This window comes from Faecalibacter bovis (genome assembly GCF_017948305.1).
Classification (GTDB): Bacteria; Bacteroidota; Bacteroidia; order Flavobacteriales; family Weeksellaceae; genus Empedobacter; species Empedobacter bovis.
On record NZ_CP072842.1, the window covers coordinates 744465 to 761236 of the forward strand.

At 32.3% G+C, this 16772-nt stretch carries 15 protein-coding genes; 13 read left to right on the plus strand and 2 right to left on the minus strand.

The genetic code is table 11. The annotated features are described in order from the left end of the window. Nucleotides 1-23: 23 nt before the first annotated feature. The 8 genes from hisD to hisIE all read left to right on the plus strand — a co-directional run bounded on the left by hisD (nucleotide 24) and on the right by hisIE (nucleotide 6712). Nucleotides 24-1316 (plus strand): histidinol dehydrogenase, encoded by a 1293-nt coding sequence (gene hisD / locus J9309_RS03575; RefSeq protein WP_230477137.1) that lies wholly within the window; start codon nucleotides 24-26, stop codon nucleotides 1314-1316. Nucleotides 1317-1385: 69 nt separating this feature from the next. Then, the gene (hisC, locus tag J9309_RS03580; RefSeq protein WP_230477138.1) at nucleotides 1386-2408 is read left to right on the plus strand and encodes a histidinol-phosphate transaminase; all 1023 of its coding nucleotides are present in this window, start codon (nucleotides 1386-1388) and stop codon (nucleotides 2406-2408) included. Between the two features lie 2 nt (nucleotides 2409-2410). After that, entirely contained in the window at nucleotides 2411-3544 is a 1134-nt protein-coding gene (gene hisB / locus J9309_RS03585; protein ID WP_230477139.1) for a bifunctional histidinol-phosphatase/imidazoleglycerol-phosphate dehydratase HisB, read from the plus strand. Then, entirely contained in the window at nucleotides 3544-4122 is a 579-nt protein-coding gene (gene hisH, locus J9309_RS03590; RefSeq protein ID WP_230477140.1) for an imidazole glycerol phosphate synthase subunit HisH, read from the plus strand. The genes hisB and hisH overlap by 1 nt, the downstream gene beginning before the upstream one ends. Further along, the gene (hisA, locus tag J9309_RS03595; protein WP_230477141.1) at nucleotides 4119-4832 is read left to right on the plus strand and encodes a 1-(5-phosphoribosyl)-5-[(5-phosphoribosylamino)methylideneamino]imidazole-4-carboxamide isomerase; all 714 of its coding nucleotides are present in this window, start codon (nucleotides 4119-4121) and stop codon (nucleotides 4830-4832) included. The genes hisH and hisA overlap by 4 nt, the downstream gene beginning before the upstream one ends. 46 nt (nucleotides 4833-4878) lie before the next feature. Then, nucleotides 4879-5256: a four helix bundle protein gene (locus J9309_RS03600; protein WP_230477142.1), complete on the plus strand. Its 378-nt coding sequence runs from the start codon at nucleotides 4879-4881 to the stop codon at nucleotides 5254-5256. 95 nt (nucleotides 5257-5351) lie between these two features. After that, on the plus strand, nucleotides 5352-6104 hold the full coding sequence (hisF, locus tag J9309_RS03605) for an imidazole glycerol phosphate synthase subunit HisF (RefSeq protein ID WP_230477143.1): 753 nt from the start codon (nucleotides 5352-5354) through the stop codon (nucleotides 6102-6104). Next, entirely contained in the window at nucleotides 6101-6712 is a 612-nt protein-coding gene (hisIE, locus tag J9309_RS03610; protein ID WP_230477144.1) for a bifunctional phosphoribosyl-AMP cyclohydrolase/phosphoribosyl-ATP diphosphatase HisIE, read from the plus strand. The genes hisF and hisIE overlap by 4 nt, the downstream gene beginning before the upstream one ends. A 56-nt stretch (nucleotides 6713-6768) precedes the next feature. Here the strand turns inward: hisIE and J9309_RS03615 are convergent, their stop codons facing one another. Both J9309_RS03615 and J9309_RS03620 read right to left on the minus strand, forming a co-directional pair. Next, a complete protein-coding gene (locus J9309_RS03615) occupies nucleotides 6769-8103 on the minus strand; it encodes a hypothetical protein (protein WP_230477145.1) in 1335 nt (444 codons plus the stop codon). 11 nt (nucleotides 8104-8114) lie between these two features. Next, nucleotides 8115-10508, minus strand: coding sequence for a TonB-dependent receptor (locus tag J9309_RS03620; protein ID WP_230477146.1), 2394 nt, complete (start codon nucleotides 10506-10508; stop codon nucleotides 8115-8117). A gap of 235 nt (nucleotides 10509-10743) precedes the next feature. Here J9309_RS03620 and J9309_RS03625 point away from each other — a divergent pair, with 235 nt between their 5' ends. Genes J9309_RS03625 through J9309_RS03645 form a run of 5 tightly spaced genes read left to right on the plus strand, consistent with a single transcriptional unit; the run spans nucleotide 10744 to nucleotide 16768 of the window. Beyond that, nucleotides 10744-12207, plus strand: a complete 1464-nt coding sequence (locus J9309_RS03625) for an ankyrin repeat domain-containing protein (protein WP_230477147.1) — start codon at nucleotides 10744-10746, stop codon at nucleotides 12205-12207. An 8-nt stretch (nucleotides 12208-12215) separates the two neighbouring features. Then, nucleotides 12216-12707 carry a DUF2271 domain-containing protein gene (locus tag J9309_RS03630; RefSeq protein WP_230477148.1) on the plus strand — a complete coding sequence of 164 codons (492 nt, stop codon included), beginning with the start codon at nucleotides 12216-12218 and terminating at the stop codon, nucleotides 12705-12707. A 2-nt stretch (nucleotides 12708-12709) separates the two neighbouring features. After that, nucleotides 12710-14902, plus strand: coding sequence for a PepSY domain-containing protein (locus J9309_RS03635; protein WP_230477149.1), 2193 nt, complete (start codon nucleotides 12710-12712; stop codon nucleotides 14900-14902). Between the two features lie 38 nt (nucleotides 14903-14940). After that, the gene (locus J9309_RS03640) at nucleotides 14941-15945 is read left to right on the plus strand and encodes an FAD:protein FMN transferase (RefSeq protein WP_230477150.1); all 1005 of its coding nucleotides are present in this window, start codon (nucleotides 14941-14943) and stop codon (nucleotides 15943-15945) included. 22 nt (nucleotides 15946-15967) lie between these two features. Next, the gene (locus J9309_RS03645; protein ID WP_230477151.1) at nucleotides 15968-16768 is read left to right on the plus strand and encodes an alpha/beta hydrolase; all 801 of its coding nucleotides are present in this window, start codon (nucleotides 15968-15970) and stop codon (nucleotides 16766-16768) included. Nucleotides 16769-16772: the final 4 nt, after the last annotated feature.

Here is a 16772-nt window from a genome sequence, read left to right on the forward strand (position 1 = left end):
TTAGAACTTAAAACTAAGAATAGATGCAAACCTATATAAACCCACAACTTTCAGATTGGTCAGCTTTGACTTCTCGACCAACGAAAGAAGCGCAAGATTTACAAAAAATCGTTTTAGATGTTTTTGGAAAAATTCAAAAAGAAAAAGATCAAGCATTAATTGACTTTACAGAACAATTTGATAAAGTTCGATTAACTTCTTTAGAAGTTTCGATTGAAGAAATTGAAGAAGCCAAAGATTTAATTTCCGAAGATTTAAAACAAGCGATTCAAATAGCAGCTTCTAATATTGAAAAATTCCATGCGGTACAACGTGAGGAAGTGAAAGTAATTGAAACAACAAAAGGGGTTAATTGTTGGAGAGAATCTCGCGGAATCGAAAATGTTGGAATCTACATTCCTGGCGGAACAGCTCCATTATTTTCAACAACGTTGATGTTAGGAATTCCTGCGAAATTAGCGGGTTGCCAAAACATTATTTTATGTACACCTCCTAATCAAGAAGGTAAAATTCACCCTGCAATTTTATATACAGCGAACTTAATCGGCATTGAAAAAATTTACAAAGTTGGAGGAATACAAGCGATTGGCGCTTTAACTTTTGGAACAGAAACGATTCAGAAAGTTGATAAAATTTTTGGTCCAGGAAATCAATACGTAACGGCTGCGAAACAAGTGGCTCAAAATTTTGGAGTGGCGATTGATATGCCTGCAGGTCCAAGTGAAGTATTAGTCATTGCAGATGAAACTTCCGTTCCTAAATATGTGGCTGCAGATTTATTGTCTCAAGCGGAGCATGGTATTGATTCTCAGGTGATTTTATTAACAACAAATGAGCAAACGTTAAACGAAACGATTGAAGAAATCAATGCGCAATTAGAAATTTTACCAAGAAAAGAGTTAGCGGCTAAAGCTTTAGAAAATTCAAGAGGAATAGTTTTAAATTCTATCGAAGAATGTGTTGCTTTCTCGAATATTTACGCACCTGAGCACTTAATTTTCGCTTGCGAAACAGCTGAAGATTTTATTCCAACTATCATCAATGCGGGTTCGGTTTTCTTAGGGAACTATTCGTGTGAATCGGCTGGAGATTACGCTTCTGGAACCAATCATACCTTACCAACAAATGGCTACGCGAAGAATTATTCGGGAGTTTCTTTAGATAGTTTCATCAAGAAAATTACGTTCCAAAAATTATCAGCAGAAGGAATTCAGAATATTGGTCCTGCAATCGAATCTATGGCAGAAGCTGAAGAATTATTTGCGCACAAAAATGCGGTTACCTTACGACTACAAGACTTAAGTTATAAGGCGTAAGACTTAAGGATAAATTAGAATAGTCAAGCCTTAAAATCTACAACTAGGAACTAAGAACTTTAAAAAAATATGGAAAATAGAATCGAAAAATACGTTCGTCCCAATATATTAGCTTTAAAACCTTACGTCAGTTTTAGAGATACTTTCGATACATCAGATTACACGAAATTAGATGCGAATGAAAATCCTTTCGGAGATTACAATCGTTATCCAGATTCTACACAAAAAGTTTTAAGAGAAAAGCTTTCTTCAATTAAGAATGTTCCTTCTACTCAAATTGCAGTTGGTAACGGAAGTGATGAGTTGATTGACTTAATCATTAAAATCTTTTGTCGTCCAAACGAAGATAAAATTGTGGTAATGAAACCTTCGTTTGCGATGTATGAATTTTATGCAAGCGTGAACGGAAATGAAGTCATCGAATTGGATTTAGACGAAAATTTCCAATTGACGAAAGAAGAATTCTTAGCGAAAACTAAAGATAGTGGCGCTAAAGTTTTGTTCTTATGTACGCCGAATAATCCAATAGGAAATTCGATTTCAGATTTAGAATTTTATATCGAAAATTTTGATGGAATTGTGGTGATTGATGAAGCATATATTGAGTTTTCGGCTAAAGCATCAATGGTTTCAAAGTTGAATCAATATGATAATTTAATCGTTCTTCAAACCCTTTCTAAAGCTTGGGGAATGGCAGGTTTGAGAATCGGAATGGCTTTGGCTTCTGAATTTATCATTAGCTTATTCAATCGTACCAAATCGCCTTACAATATTAGTGCTATTAATATCGAAAAGGCGTTAATTGGTTTAGATCAAGTGGAAACTTTCGAAACGAATTTAGCGTATTTGATAGAACAAAAAGAGCTATTCTATTCTCAATTATCTCAAATCGAATCAGTCATTAAGATTTATCATTCGGATGCGAATTTCTTTTTAATTGAATTCAAAAATGCAGAAGAAATCTATCTAAAATTGGTCGAAAATCAGATTTTAACAAGCAAACGTTTTCCTTCAATTCCAAATGCATTACGTATCAACTTGGGAACAGCAGAGGAAAATCAAAAATTAATACAAACACTTAAAACAATATAACTTTGAAACGCGTACTTTTTATAGATAGAGATGGAACAATGATTTTAGAGCCGGCTGACTATCAAGTAGACAGCTTTTCTAAATTAGAATTCTATCCAGAAGCATTTACTTATTTAGGTAAAATTGCAAAAGAATTGGATTACGAATTAGCGATGGTAACGAACCAAGATGGTTTAGGAACACCTTCAAATCCAGATGAATTGTTCTGGCCAATTCAAAATTTCGTAGTAAAAGCATTCGAAAACGAAGGAGTAAAATTTGAAGATATTTACATCGATAAAACATTTGCATACGAAAATGCACCAACACGTAAACCTGGAACAGCTTTATTAACAAAATACATCAACAATCCGGAATATGATTTAGCAAATTCTTTTGTAATTGGAGATCGTATTACCGATGTAAAATTAGCGCAGAATTTAGGTGGAAAAGGAATTTTTATTGCGAATGATGAAGCTTTAGGAGCTGACGAAATTAAAGATAATGAAGGTTTGAATGAGGCAATTGCATTAAAAACAACTTCTTGGAAAGAGATTTACGAGTTCTTAAAATTACAAAATCGTACAGCTTCAATTGTTCGTAATACCAATGAAACAAAAATTAAAATCGACTTAAATTTAGACGGAACAGGAAAATCAGATATTTCGACTGGTTTACACTTTTTCGATCATATGTTAGATCAAATTGCGCGTCACGGGCAAATGGATTTAGTGATTAAAGTTGACGGAGATTTAGAAGTTGACGAACACCACACGATTGAAGATACAGCCATTGCTTTAGGTGAAGTTTTTGCTCAAGCTTTAGGAAATAAATTAGGAATCGAACGTTACGGTTTCACTTTACCAATGGACGATTGTTTAGCACAAGCTGCAATTGATTTTGGTGGAAGAAACTGGTTAGTTTGGGAAGCTGAATTTAACCGTGAGATGATTGGTCAAATGCCAACGGAAATGTTCTATCACTTCTTTAAATCATTTACTGATGGAGCAAAAGCCAACTTAAATATTAAAGCGGAAGGGACAAACGAACACCACAAAATCGAAGCAATTTTTAAAGCGTTTGCGAAAGCGATTAAAGTTGCGGTAAAGCGTGATCCAGAAAAAATGATTTTACCTTCAACAAAAGGAATGTTATAATGATTGCGATTATAAAATATAACGCAGGAAATGTAAAATCGGTTTACAATGCCGTAACTCGTTTGGGTTACGAAGCGGTAATTACAGACGATTTTGAAACCTTGCAAAATGCAGATAAAGTAATTTTCCCTGGTGTTGGAGAAGCGAGTTCTGCGATGACTTATTTAAAAGAAAAAGGTTTAGATGAAGTCATAAAAAACTTAAAACAACCAACTTTAGGAATTTGTTTAGGTCAGCAATTGATGTGTGCTTTTTCGGAAGAAGGAAATACAGATTGTTTAGGAATTTTTCCAATTCAGGTGAAATTATTTCCATCAACGGAAATCGTTCCACATATGGGATGGAATACCATTTACGATTTAAAAACATCTTTATACAGCGAAATAGAAGAAAACTCGGATATTTATTATGTACACAGTTTTTACTGCGAACTTTCAGAATATACAATTGCTAAAACCAATTATATTTTAGAATATTCAGCTTCTTTGAATAAAGATAATTTTTACGCCACTCAATTTCACCCGGAAAAATCAGCTGGAATTGGGGAACAAATATTGAAGAACTTTTTAGCATTATGAGAATCATCCCAGCAATAGATATTATCGACGGAAAATGCGTTCGTTTATCACAAGGCGATTACGATACAAAAAAAATATACAACGAAAATCCATTAGAAGTTGCGAAAGAATTCGAGGATTACGGAATCGAATATTTACACTTAGTGGATTTAGATGGTGCGAAATCAAAGCAAATCATCAACTATAAAACCTTAGAATTAATTGCTTCTAAAACCAATTTAAAAGTTGATTTTGGTGGAGGAATTAAAGCAGATGATGATATTCGTATTGCATTTGAATGTGGTGCGAATCAAATAACAGGTGGAAGTATTGCTGTGCAAAATCCGACGTTATTTCAAGAATGGATTGCGCAATACGGAAGCGAAAAAATCATTTTAGGAGCTGATGCCAAAGATCGTAAAATTGCGACACACGGTTGGTTAGAAACTTCTGAATTAGATGTGATTGATTTTATCCAAGAATACAAAGCAAAAGGAATTGATTATGTCATTTGTACAGACATTGCTAAAGATGGTATGTTGCAAGGAACATCGAACGAATTGTATGCAGAAATCTTAGCTGCTGCAGACGTCAAATTAATTGCTTCTGGAGGCGTTTCTTCCATCGACGATTTAATTAAAATAAAAGAATTAGGTTGTGAAGGAGCGATTTTAGGAAAAGCGATTTACGAAGGAAGAATTAATCTTAAAGATCTAAGTCGAATGTTCTAAGGTCTAAGGTTATATTTTGTAAATTAATGAAATAATAACTTATACAATGGCAACAAATTTCGAATCATTAGTTGTTTGGCAGAAATCTCACGAATTAACTTTGAAAATTTATGAGATTACCAAGGACTTCCCAAGAGAAGAAATATTTGGTATTACAAGTCAAATTAGGCGAGCGGCATATTCTATTCCGGCAAATATTGTTGAAGGAAGAAAGAAAAGTACAACTGCTCATAAACTTAGTTTTCTTAGTCATTCAATAGGATCTTTAGAAGAAGTGAAATATTTTTTATTACTATCTAAAGATCTAGCATATATTACTCAAACTATTTACGATGAAATTTTTCCGTTGACTGAAGAAGTTGGAAGATTGTTAAGTGGTTACGAAAAGTTTACAAAGAACGACAACTTTGGTTCTAGGACTTAAGATCTAATGTGTTCAAATAATTATAATTAAAGTAGTTCAGTTGCTAAGAAGTAATTTAAAACCTTACGTCTTAGAACTTAGAACTTGTAACTATTATGCTGAAGAAAAGAATCATCCCCTGTCTCGACATCAAAGATGGAAGAACAGTAAAAGGAGTTAATTTCGAAGGATTACGCGACGCCGGAGATCCAGTAGAATTGGCAAAGAAATATGTAGAAGAAGGCGCTGACGAATTGGTGTTTTTGGATATTACAGCGACAATTGAAAAACGTAAAACCTTAGCTGAAATGGTTAAGAAAATTGCGGCGGCGATAAATATTCCATTTACAGTTGGTGGCGGAATCAATTCGGTTGAAGATGCTTCGGCTGTAATCCAAGCAGGTGCAGATAAAGTATCTGTAAATTCTTCTGCGGTGAAAAATCCTCAATTGGTGGCTGATTTAGCGGCTCGTTTTGGATCCCAATGTGTGGTGGTTGCAGTAGATACTCGCGACGTCAATGGAACGCAAAAAGTGTTTGTCAGCGGTGGAAAAATTGAAACCGATTGGGAAACGTTAGATTGGGTAAAGAAAGTGGAAGAATTAGGAGCTGGTGAGATTTTATTAACCTCAATGGATGGTGATGGAACAAAAGCTGGTTTCAAAATTGATATTACAAAAGCGGTTGCTGATGCGGTAAATCTTCCGGTGATTGCTTCTGGTGGAGCAGGAAAAATGGAACATTTCACCGAAGTTTTTACCGAAACAAAAGCAAGTGGAGGGTTAGCCGCAAGTATTTTTCACTTTGGTGAAATTCCAATCCCGACGCTTAAAAATTATTTAAAAGAACAAAACATTCCGATACGATGAAAATCGATTTCACAAAAAGTAACGACGGATTAGTTCCTGTTGTTATTCAAAATTACCTCAACAATCAAGTGTTGATGTTGGGTTATATGAACGAAGAAGCTTTTACAAAAACAGAAGAATTAGGAAAAGTAACATTCTATTCTCGTTCAAAAAATAGATTATGGACAAAAGGTGAAGCATCAGGAAACTTTTTAGAAGTAAAATCCATCGCGATTGATTGCGACAACGATACAATTTTAATCAAAGCAAAACCTTTTGGACCAACGTGTCATACAGGTTCTACAACTTGTTTCAACGAAGTTTCGAATCGTGGATTTGTTTATGAATTAGAACAAACGATTAATGATCGAATCGATTTAGCGGAAGACAAAGATTCATACACGTATAAATTATACAACAAAGGAATCAATAAAATTGCGCAGAAAGTCGGTGAAGAAGCCGTTGAAATTGTGATCGAAGCCAAAGACAACAACGACGACTTATTCTTAGGTGAAGCAGCCGATTTGATGTATCACTATTTAATTCTTTTAAAAGCGAAAGGATTTAAATTAGAAGACGTTGAAAACATACTGAAATCAAGAGAAAATGGTCCAAGAAGACCAGAATAAAAATTAAAAAGGGACTGCATTAGCAATCCCTTTTTTAAAATAAATCTATTAAATAATTAATAAATTCCGATATAACGATTACCTGGCTTATTAATCAATTGCGCACCTTTTGTTACTTGATTAGTACGAGAATTAATAACATAAATATTACCATTTTGACCAGTTTCTGCAACAGCTACAAAAACTTCATCACCCACAACTGTGATTCCTTGGTATTGGCTAAAATCTAAGTTTGCTTCATTTGGTAAAGTTACTTTTGTCGCAGTTTTATTATTTAAATCCAAACGTGCAATATAACCACCTGTACGAGAACCGTTAACAGAAATCGAATAAATAGCATATCCAATTCCGTTTCCTGCGTATTTCCAAGTTTCAATATAACTATTAGTAACTCCTAATTTTTGATCCAAACTAAAATTGTACGAATTATCGTATTCGTTGTTCTGTCCTATTTTTAGAATGTAAGAACCACCTGAATTTTCTCGGTGAGTTGCCTGATAAACATTTCCGTCAGAAGCAACGTAAGACATTGGACTTCTATATCCACTATTATCTCCAGTTGAAATTGTAGAAGTGATGATACGTGGATTTTGTAATGAAGGATAATCTACAACCACAGTTTTAGTTCCTAAACGCTCAAAAGTTGATTGATTAGCCAAAGTTTCTGGATTTATTTTACGCATCCATGTCCCGATGTACGCTTTATTCCCTGCTTTGTTCACAACCGGAGCATCTAAACGAAAAATGTGATAACCTTGCACTTCCTCTGCAGCTGATAAACGAAGATCATACTCAACAGAAGCTTTAATTCTTGGATTATTTAAATCTAAAGAAATTACTGCTGCTGTACCTTTCGTACCTAAATATGTTGCGTTAGTTCCTTCCCCATTAAATAAGTTTATCACATTACCTATGTTAACCGCAATTCCTGTACTTTCTTCTGCTTTTGCCCAACGTGGAGAAGTTCCAACATAAGAATCTGTTCGAATTTCAGAACCAACCATCGAAAAGGAATCTCCACCATTTACTTGATATTTATTAAAAACACCTCCATCAGCGCCAGTATATTGAATATTGTATAAATATTTTCCATCGTTAGATGATTGTATTCGAGCAGTACGAGCAGATTTTACAGGGAATCCTTGGTCGAAGACATTAATCGTATGATTAGGGTTAATCGCATCTGATCTTTTTACACTGTAGACCATCATTCCGCCGTTCCCATCACCAGGTTCAGTTTGCATTAATGCACCACCAATTGTTAAATATCTTTCATTAGTTGGATTTACGATTTCATTTCCTGCTCCTGCATCATCATCATTACAACTTATCATTGCTAATGGTACAAAAAATGCACTACACATTAAAATTCTAAAGAATTTCTTTTTCATAATTGTTTGTTTTATAATTTATTGATTGTATAATTTAATTTTAAATAGAAGGCTCTACCTGGCTTTTGTGCAGCATAATTATCATAAACCTCTGCATTGAAAATATTTTTAGCATCGAAACTGACAATAAAATTTTTGTTAGGAAATCTATAACTCAAACCTATATTTTGAGAAAATTGAACAGGTGTCCAGAAATAGTTGTTTTTGTACCAAACAGTGTTAAAGGAATCAACATAATTAAATGAATAATAAACATTTAAAACTGATTGATTTTGAAGTAAATCTTTCAAACGATATTGCACATTTCCGTTAAATGTGAAAAAAGGTTCATTCGGAACTTGACTTTTGTAGTATTGTGAATTTTTGTCCATGAAAAGCGAATTGAATTTTGAGAAATTCAAAACAATATTTAGATTTTTCTGATAGATGTAATTCAATTCCGCTTCATAACCAATTGATCTTGCTTTTGTTAAATTTTCAAAAGGTTGCACTTCGGCACTTTGGTTAGATGTTGTACGTTCTGCTCTTTGCACAATTCGATCTTTTACATTGCGTAAAAATCCATTGGCTGAAAGTGCTAATTCGTGATTTCCGAATTTGTAATTTGAAGTTCTAAAACCTAAATTAAAATTGTGACTAACCTCTGGATTTATTCCAAGATTTGCAGCAACATTATCGGCCTCGTCACCAAAAATTTCTCTTGCATCAGGCATTCTTACAGCTCTTTCTGCAGAAAATAAGATGTTAAATTTTTTAGATAAAGCATATGAAGTTGCAAGTCCGTAACCAAAAACTTCTTTATTATTTTGTAAGTAATCGATTGAAAAAACATCATTGACAAGTTTGGGACGATATGTATTTGTTTGCTGGTGATAAAATTTACCAAAAACATTTGTTCTTAATCGTTTAGTAAACCATTCAGCTTCGTAATTTAAAGCACTTACATGTTTTGTTAAATCACTGTTTGACTCCATTCTCGATTCTAAAACATGCTTCATTTTATCATCATCATGTCTATCAAGCGTATAAAAATTATGGTTGAAAGAGATTCGATGTTGATCCGAAATATTATAATTTAAACCCGCACGAAACGTATAAATTTTTCTATTAACAGTTAACATTTGAGGTTTTCCTTGCTGAGCGCCACCATCGCGTCTTCTCATTGGATTTCCATTAACGTCTAGCTGAATATTTCCGTCCCAGTTATAGGACCACGTAACCGTATCTTGTATATATTGATCTCTGTCGCTGTAATTACCCGTAAAGTTTAAATCTAAATTTTTGATTAAGAAATCCTTCTTTTTATACACCAAACTAAATACGTTTGCATCCGATTCAGTGAAACGACCTTTGTAAGGTCTTGTCATGTATAATCCGTGTTGAATTTCCTTGTAAGCGTGTGTAGAATTCAACCCAATAAAAAAACTATCAGCCCATTTTACGTTTGTAAAACCCGCTTCAATTCTACCTCCATACGTTTTGTACGCATCATTAAATCTTTTGTATTTACCGTAAGTTGTACTACCGTCTTGTTCAGTGATATGGGCAAACTTTCCGAAAATTTCATAATCGTTATCAGAATATGTATAAAAAGCTGAAACACGAGTGGTAAATCCATTCGATTTGTTTCGATACATTCCGTTAATATCAGTTTGAAACGTATTGAAAGATCCGTACGAAATTGCTGCTGATAGACTATTTTGAGAGATACCTTCTTTTAAAATAATATTAATTGCTCCACCCAAATAATCTCCAGACAAATGTGCAGGTAAAACACCTTTATACACTTCAATCCTTTCAATCATTGCGGGTGGAATATTATTTAAATTAAAAGATGAACCATAAGTTGAAACATCAATACCATCTAAAAAAACACCAACTGAACGACCAGACATTCCGTTTAGATTATACTCAACACTTGAACCTACACCACCACTTTGACGAACACGAACGCCGACCGTACGATCCAACAATTCGTTTGTTTGAATATTTCTTTTCGATGCTTCTTTAGTTTCGATCACATTTGCTGCAAATCCTTTATTTTCAATCTCTTTTTTTAGTGATTTGTTTTTACGTATTTCTACTGTTTTTAATTTAATATTTTCTGCAGCCGATAATTCGACATCATAAACCAAATCGTTATTATCTACCGTAATAAAGAAAACTTCTTCTCGATCTCCGACTGTAACTTTTAACGAATATTCTCCATTAGCTACATCAGTAAATTTGTATTTACCATCTTTCCCTGATTTTGTAAATTTTGAAGTTTCATCACGTAACAACTGGATTCCTGATGCTTCTACAATTTGATTATTATTGTCGTAAACCGATCCAGAAATAGAATGCTGCGCATAAATTTGATTTGTTAATAAGAGTAATAAATAGAAGGTTAGTTTCTTAATCATTGTTAAATTTTTCCCAAACCTAATATTTATTTGGATTAAGTCCAAATAAATTTAATTATCTGTAAATAATTTAATCTATTAATTTACAGACCTATATAAAATTTACACATTTAATGATATAATTCATTATTTAGAATATTTATAATTAATGTTTAGAATTATTATAAATAATATCCTATTTTTGACTCTAAATAAAATTAGTCTAAATAATAATTAATTACATATACACTATCATATGAAAAAAATATTCATTACTGTTGCGGTCTTGATAACATCATTTATACAAGCTCAAACAAATACGTTAATGGATGCAGCTTTTTGGAAGAAAAATCCAACAATTGAAGCTGTAAAAAATGAGATTTCAAAAGGAAATGATCCTTCCTTTCAGAATGGTGGATTTTTTGACCCAGTAGTAATTGCAATTAACAATAAAGCAGATTTAGAAGTAATCAAATTCTTAATTGATCAGGAAGGAAATTCTGTTGATAAAAAAACACATCATTCACGTATTTATTTACAATGGGCGGCTGCAGCTGGAAATTTAGAATTAGTAAATTATTTATTAGCTAAAGGTTCAGATGTAAATTACATTGACAGTCATGGTGATGATGTTATTACTTACGCTGCAAGTGTTGGGAATAGCAATTTAGATGTTTATGATGCATTAATTAAAGCAGGTGCAAATCCTAAAATTAAAAGTGAAAGTGGTTCTAATTTAATCATGGAATCCATCGCAAACGATAAGGATTTAAAGATTACAGAATATTTCGTATCAAAAGGATTAGCACTATCAGAAAAAGACAATGCAGGACGTACTGTTGCTGATTATGCAGCGAAATTAGGAAACCTTACTATTATTGATAAGTTAGTTGCGAAAGGAATAAAACCTACAGATCAAGCTTTATTTTTTGCTACGCAAGGATCAAGAACTAAGGAAAATGGTTTAGAAGTTTACGAAGAATTGGTAAATAAATATAAATTAAATCCAAAAGCTTTAAATCCAGAAGGGCAAACCATACTTCATGCTTTAGCTCGTCGTGGTAATCTAGATATTATTAATTATTTTATTGCAAAAGGTGCTGATGCTAAAATTATTGACAAAGAAGGAAACACTGCTTTAATGATAGCTTCTTCAGGTAAAAATTCAGAATTAGTTAAATTATTTTTAAGTAAAACAAACAATATAAATATTGTAAATAATAAAGTTGAATCTGCACTTACAAAAGCTGTTGCTACTGGCACTCCAGAAATCGTTACTTTTTTAATTCAAAATGGAGCTAAAACTAATCTTATTGATAAAGAAGGAAACAGTTTAGCAGCACATTGGTTTAATTCATTCAAACCAAAAGATGAAGCATTCCTTAAAAAGCATGAAATTCTATCCAAAAACGGAGTGGATTTTAAAGCAAAACAACACAAAGGTTCAACATTATTGCATTTGGCTGTAGACAAAGGAAATATAGAATTAGTGAATAAAGCAATTGAATTAGGTATTGATGTGAATGCACAAGATGAAGACGGAAATACTGCACTACACAAAGCTGCTTTAATCGCTAAAGATGACATCGTTTTAAAAGCGTTAGTAAAAGCTGGAGCTAAAAAAGACTTAAAAACTGAATTCGATGAAACTGCTTATGATTTAGCTTCTCAAAACGATTTCTTATCAAAAAATAATGTATCTGCTGACTTTTTAAAATAATTAAGAAGATGAAATTTAACGTATTAAAAAAAATAATTGGATTAGTTGTACTATTAATGGCTACTGCCACTTTTGCGCAAACAACAAAATATAAAACCATGATTCAGATGGAAAATTACACAGGTAAAGAAGCCTATGTAGTGATTTCATTGATCAATCCTAAAGGACAATACGAAAAAACTTTAGCAGTTCTTGGACCTGATAACGAATGGTACAATACTTTAAAAGAATGGCACAAATTTAATAGCAAGAAGAAAGAAAAACTAAACGGAATTACTGGAGCTTCTGTTGCTGGCGGAGCAAGAGCAACTCGAGTAATCGAATTTGATACAGCTAAACTTAATAAAGGTTACAAAATCCGATTCGAATCTGCAGTGGAGACTCAAAAATATGTAGTTAAAGATGCTGAAATTGCATTAACATCTGCCGCTTTAGACAACAAGGCTGGTATTAAAGGAACAGAATACATCAAAGCAGTTCGCTTTATTAAAGTACAATAAAAATGACATTATCTATTTGGAGATATGCACATTTAGCACTTGCAATACTATCTTCAGCTTTTCTTATAATCTTATCGATTACTGGAGTTATTTTAGCTGTTGATGCAATTAATGAAAAATCGCCTGCATACAAAGTTGATAATTTTGAAAATTTAACGCTCGCGCAAGTCATACCGACATTGCGCGAGAATTATTTTGAAATATTAGAAATAAAAGTGGATCATAACGATTTTGTTACGATTGACGCCATGGACGAAAATGGAAATTCTTTCCAAGCATATATAAATCCATCTACTGGAAAAAAATTAGGTGAAATTGTTCCGAAAAGTGATTTCATCAACTGGATAACTTCTTTACATCGTTCCCTATTTTTAAAGGAAACAGGCCGTGCTATTGTAGGTGTTGTATCGTTTTTATTATTACTAATTTCTATCAGTGGTTTAATCTTAGTAATTAAAAGACAGCAAGGAATTAAAAACTTTTTCACGAAAGTGAACAAAGATTCCTTCTCCCAATATTTTCATGTTGTTACTGGTCGTTGGTTATTAATACCAATTTTCATCATCGCATTAACCGGAACATTTATTTTCTTAGCTCGATTAGAACCTTTGATCGGAAAACCTACTGAAGTTGAACATCAAATCAAAGAAAATTTACCCGCAAAAGAATTGAAAGAAATCGAATTCTTTCAAAACACGAAATTAAGCAAGGTCGAAAAGATAGAATTTCCATTTATTCCTGATGACGAAGCCGAACCATTTATTGTACATTTAAGAAAGAAAACTGTAACAATAAATCAAGTGAATGGTTCTATTATTTCAGAATCAATTCATCCTTATTCAGCTATTGTAGAAAAATTCAATATCGATTTACATACTGGTCGAACTAACGTTATTTGGGCAGCAATTTTAGGTATTGCTTCTTTAAATATCCTATTCTTTATTTGGTCTGGATTTGTAATTACAATAAAACGTACACGTACTAAAATTGGAAAGAATAAATACACTGCTAATCAAGCCGAAATCGTATTATTAGTTGGTTCAGAAAATGGTTCAACATTAGGATTTGCAAATAAAATTCATGCGCAGTTTTTAGCCAATGGCCAAAAATCGTACATGGCACAAATGAATCAATACGAAGTATATCCAAATGCTAAAAACATAATAATTTTAACTTCTACTTACGGATTAGGTGATGCACCTACAAATGCCAAAAAATTTGAAGAATTAGTTATAAAAAATCCTCAAAAAAATAACATTAGTTTCTCTGTTATCGGATTTGGATCTATAGCATATTCAGAATTTTGTGGATACGCTATAAAAGTGGATCAATTACTAGCAAAACAAGCTTGGGCAACTCGATTACTTGAATTAAAAACAATCAACGATAAGTCGCCTGAAGAATTTACAAATTGGGTAAATGCTTGGAACGAAATTACTGAAATTCAACTTGCTTCTACTCCTGCTTTATACGCTGGTAAAGCTCCGAGATTGAAAAATATTAAAGTAGAAAAAGTAACTAAAACATCAACAGAAGATGCAACTTTCAAAGTTATATTTGACTCCAAAATAAAGTATCAATCAGGTGATTTATTAGCCATTTATCCAGCTCATGATCACCGCGAACGTTTGTATTCGATAGGAAAAGTTGATAGCAAAATGCAATTAATTGTTAAGTTACATGAATTTGGTTTGGGTTCTCAATTTTTGCATAATTTATCAGAAAACACCACAATTAAAGCCCGAATTGTAAAGAATAAAGCATTCCATTTTCCTAAAAAAGCGAGTAAAGTTATTATGATTGCAAATGGGACAGGAATTGCACCATTTTTAGGAATGATTGATGAAAACAAAAACAAGATTGAAACTTATTTGTACACGGGTTTACGATTTAATAATCACATTTCGAAAGAATATCAAAATTTCGCGCAAAAGCAAATTCAGAATAAACAATTAAATGAATTTCACTTCGCTTTTTCCCGCGAAGAAAATAGACAATATGTTATGGACTTAGTTAAGCGAGATGATGATTTTTTTGCTCAAACTTTAAAAAATGGTGGAATTATTATGATTTGTGGTGCATTAGCGATGCAACACGATATCGAAAAGGTATTGGAAGAAATTTGTCAATCACACCTTAACCAATCTTTTAATGATTTTAAAACTAATGGTCAGTTTTTAACAGATTGTTATTAAGTAAATTTTTAAGAGAACCTCAAATTCATTTTAAAACAATGAAATCCATTCAAAAATACACACTCATTTTTATACTATTTTTTTCTCTAATTCCTTCAAATGCACAAGTTGTTGGAATTAGAGATTCTATTTTGATGGGGAGCAAATTTAAAATCACATTAGTCGATAAAGATTCTATTTCAGTCGAAAAAAACATTAACAAAGCTATAGATGAAATAATCAGAATTGAAAATTTAATCTCAGATTGGATACCCACTTCACAAGTTTCAGAAATTAATCAAAACGCGGGAATAAGACCAGTGCAAGTAGATCGTGAAGTTTTTGAAATAACTAAACGCGCCATTTATTTTTCCGAAATTACTAATGGAGCTTTTGATATCAGCTTTGCTGCAATGGATAAAATATGGAAATTTGATGGGACAATGGAAGAAATTCCAAGTCAAGTAAATATTCAGAAAGCAATCAGAAATATTGGATATCAAAACATTATTCTCGACGAGAAAAATTCTACTATTTTCCTAAAAAACAAAGGAATGAAAATTGGTTTTGGATCAACAGGAAAAGGATATGCGGCTGATAAAGCAAAAGAATTTTTACAAAATATTGGCATAAATGCAGGAATAATTGATGCTTCTGGAGATATAACAACTTGGGGAAATCAACCCAATAAAAAACTTTGGAAAATAGGAATTACAAATCCTTTTCATCGACAAAAAACAGCGGATATTCTCACTATGAAAAATGGAGCTGTTACAACTTCAGGCGATTATGAAAAATTTATTCTGATTGATGATGTTCGTTATTCGCATATTATCAATCCTAAAACTGGAATGCCTTCAACTGGTTTAACAAGCGTAACGGTTATAGGTCCTAATGCTGAAATGTGTAACGGATTTTCAACATCACTCATGGTTTTAGGATTAGAAAAAGGACTAGAATTAATAAATAAAGAACAGAATTATGCTGCTTTATTGATTACAGATGAAGGAAAAATCATTCATTCAAAACGCTATAAAATCCTTAAGAAATTATTGAAAAAATAATACCTTTAAGTTTTGAACTTCAATGAATAAAATCCTTTTAAAAATATTTAGTTTCTTCTTGGGAATCGTGCTTCTTGCCTTTACGTTGATTTATTTTTATCAAGAAAAACTCATCTTTCATCCGACTAAATTACCAAAAGATTATACTTACAGATTTGATGAAAATCATGAAGAAATTTCAATTCTTACTGAACAAAAAGACACCATAAACAGTTTATATTTTTATGCAAAAGAACCAAAAGGTGTTATATATTTTCTACACGGAAATTCGGGTGATTTAAGTGGTTGGGGCGATGTTGCTCCACATTTTACAAGGAAAAATTATAATGTTTTTATGATTGATTATCGGGGATTTGGTAAAAGTGGAGGGAAAATATTTAGTGAAAATCAATTTCTGAATGATGCACAAGTTGGATATGACTTTTTAAAAACTTTACATCCTGAAAATGAAATTATCATTTTAGGTTATTCAATTGGATCTGGACCTGCATCATATTTAGCCTCGAAAAATAATCCAAGAAATGTGGTCTTAGCCTCACCATTTTATAGTTTTAAAAGTTTAGCAAAAGAAAAAATCCCTTTCTTACCAATATTTATTCTGAAATACCCTTTAGAATCAAACCAATATTTAAAAGAATCCAAAGCTCCTATCACTATTTTTCACGGAGATGAAGACCAATTAATTCCGATTCATCACGCGAAAAAATTAGCAAGTGAGTTGAAGAATAAAAATGTGAATTTTTATCCTATAATTGGGCAAGGACATAATGGAATTCTGAAGAATTATTCATTTTTAAATAAAATGGATTCAATAATGAATTAAAAAA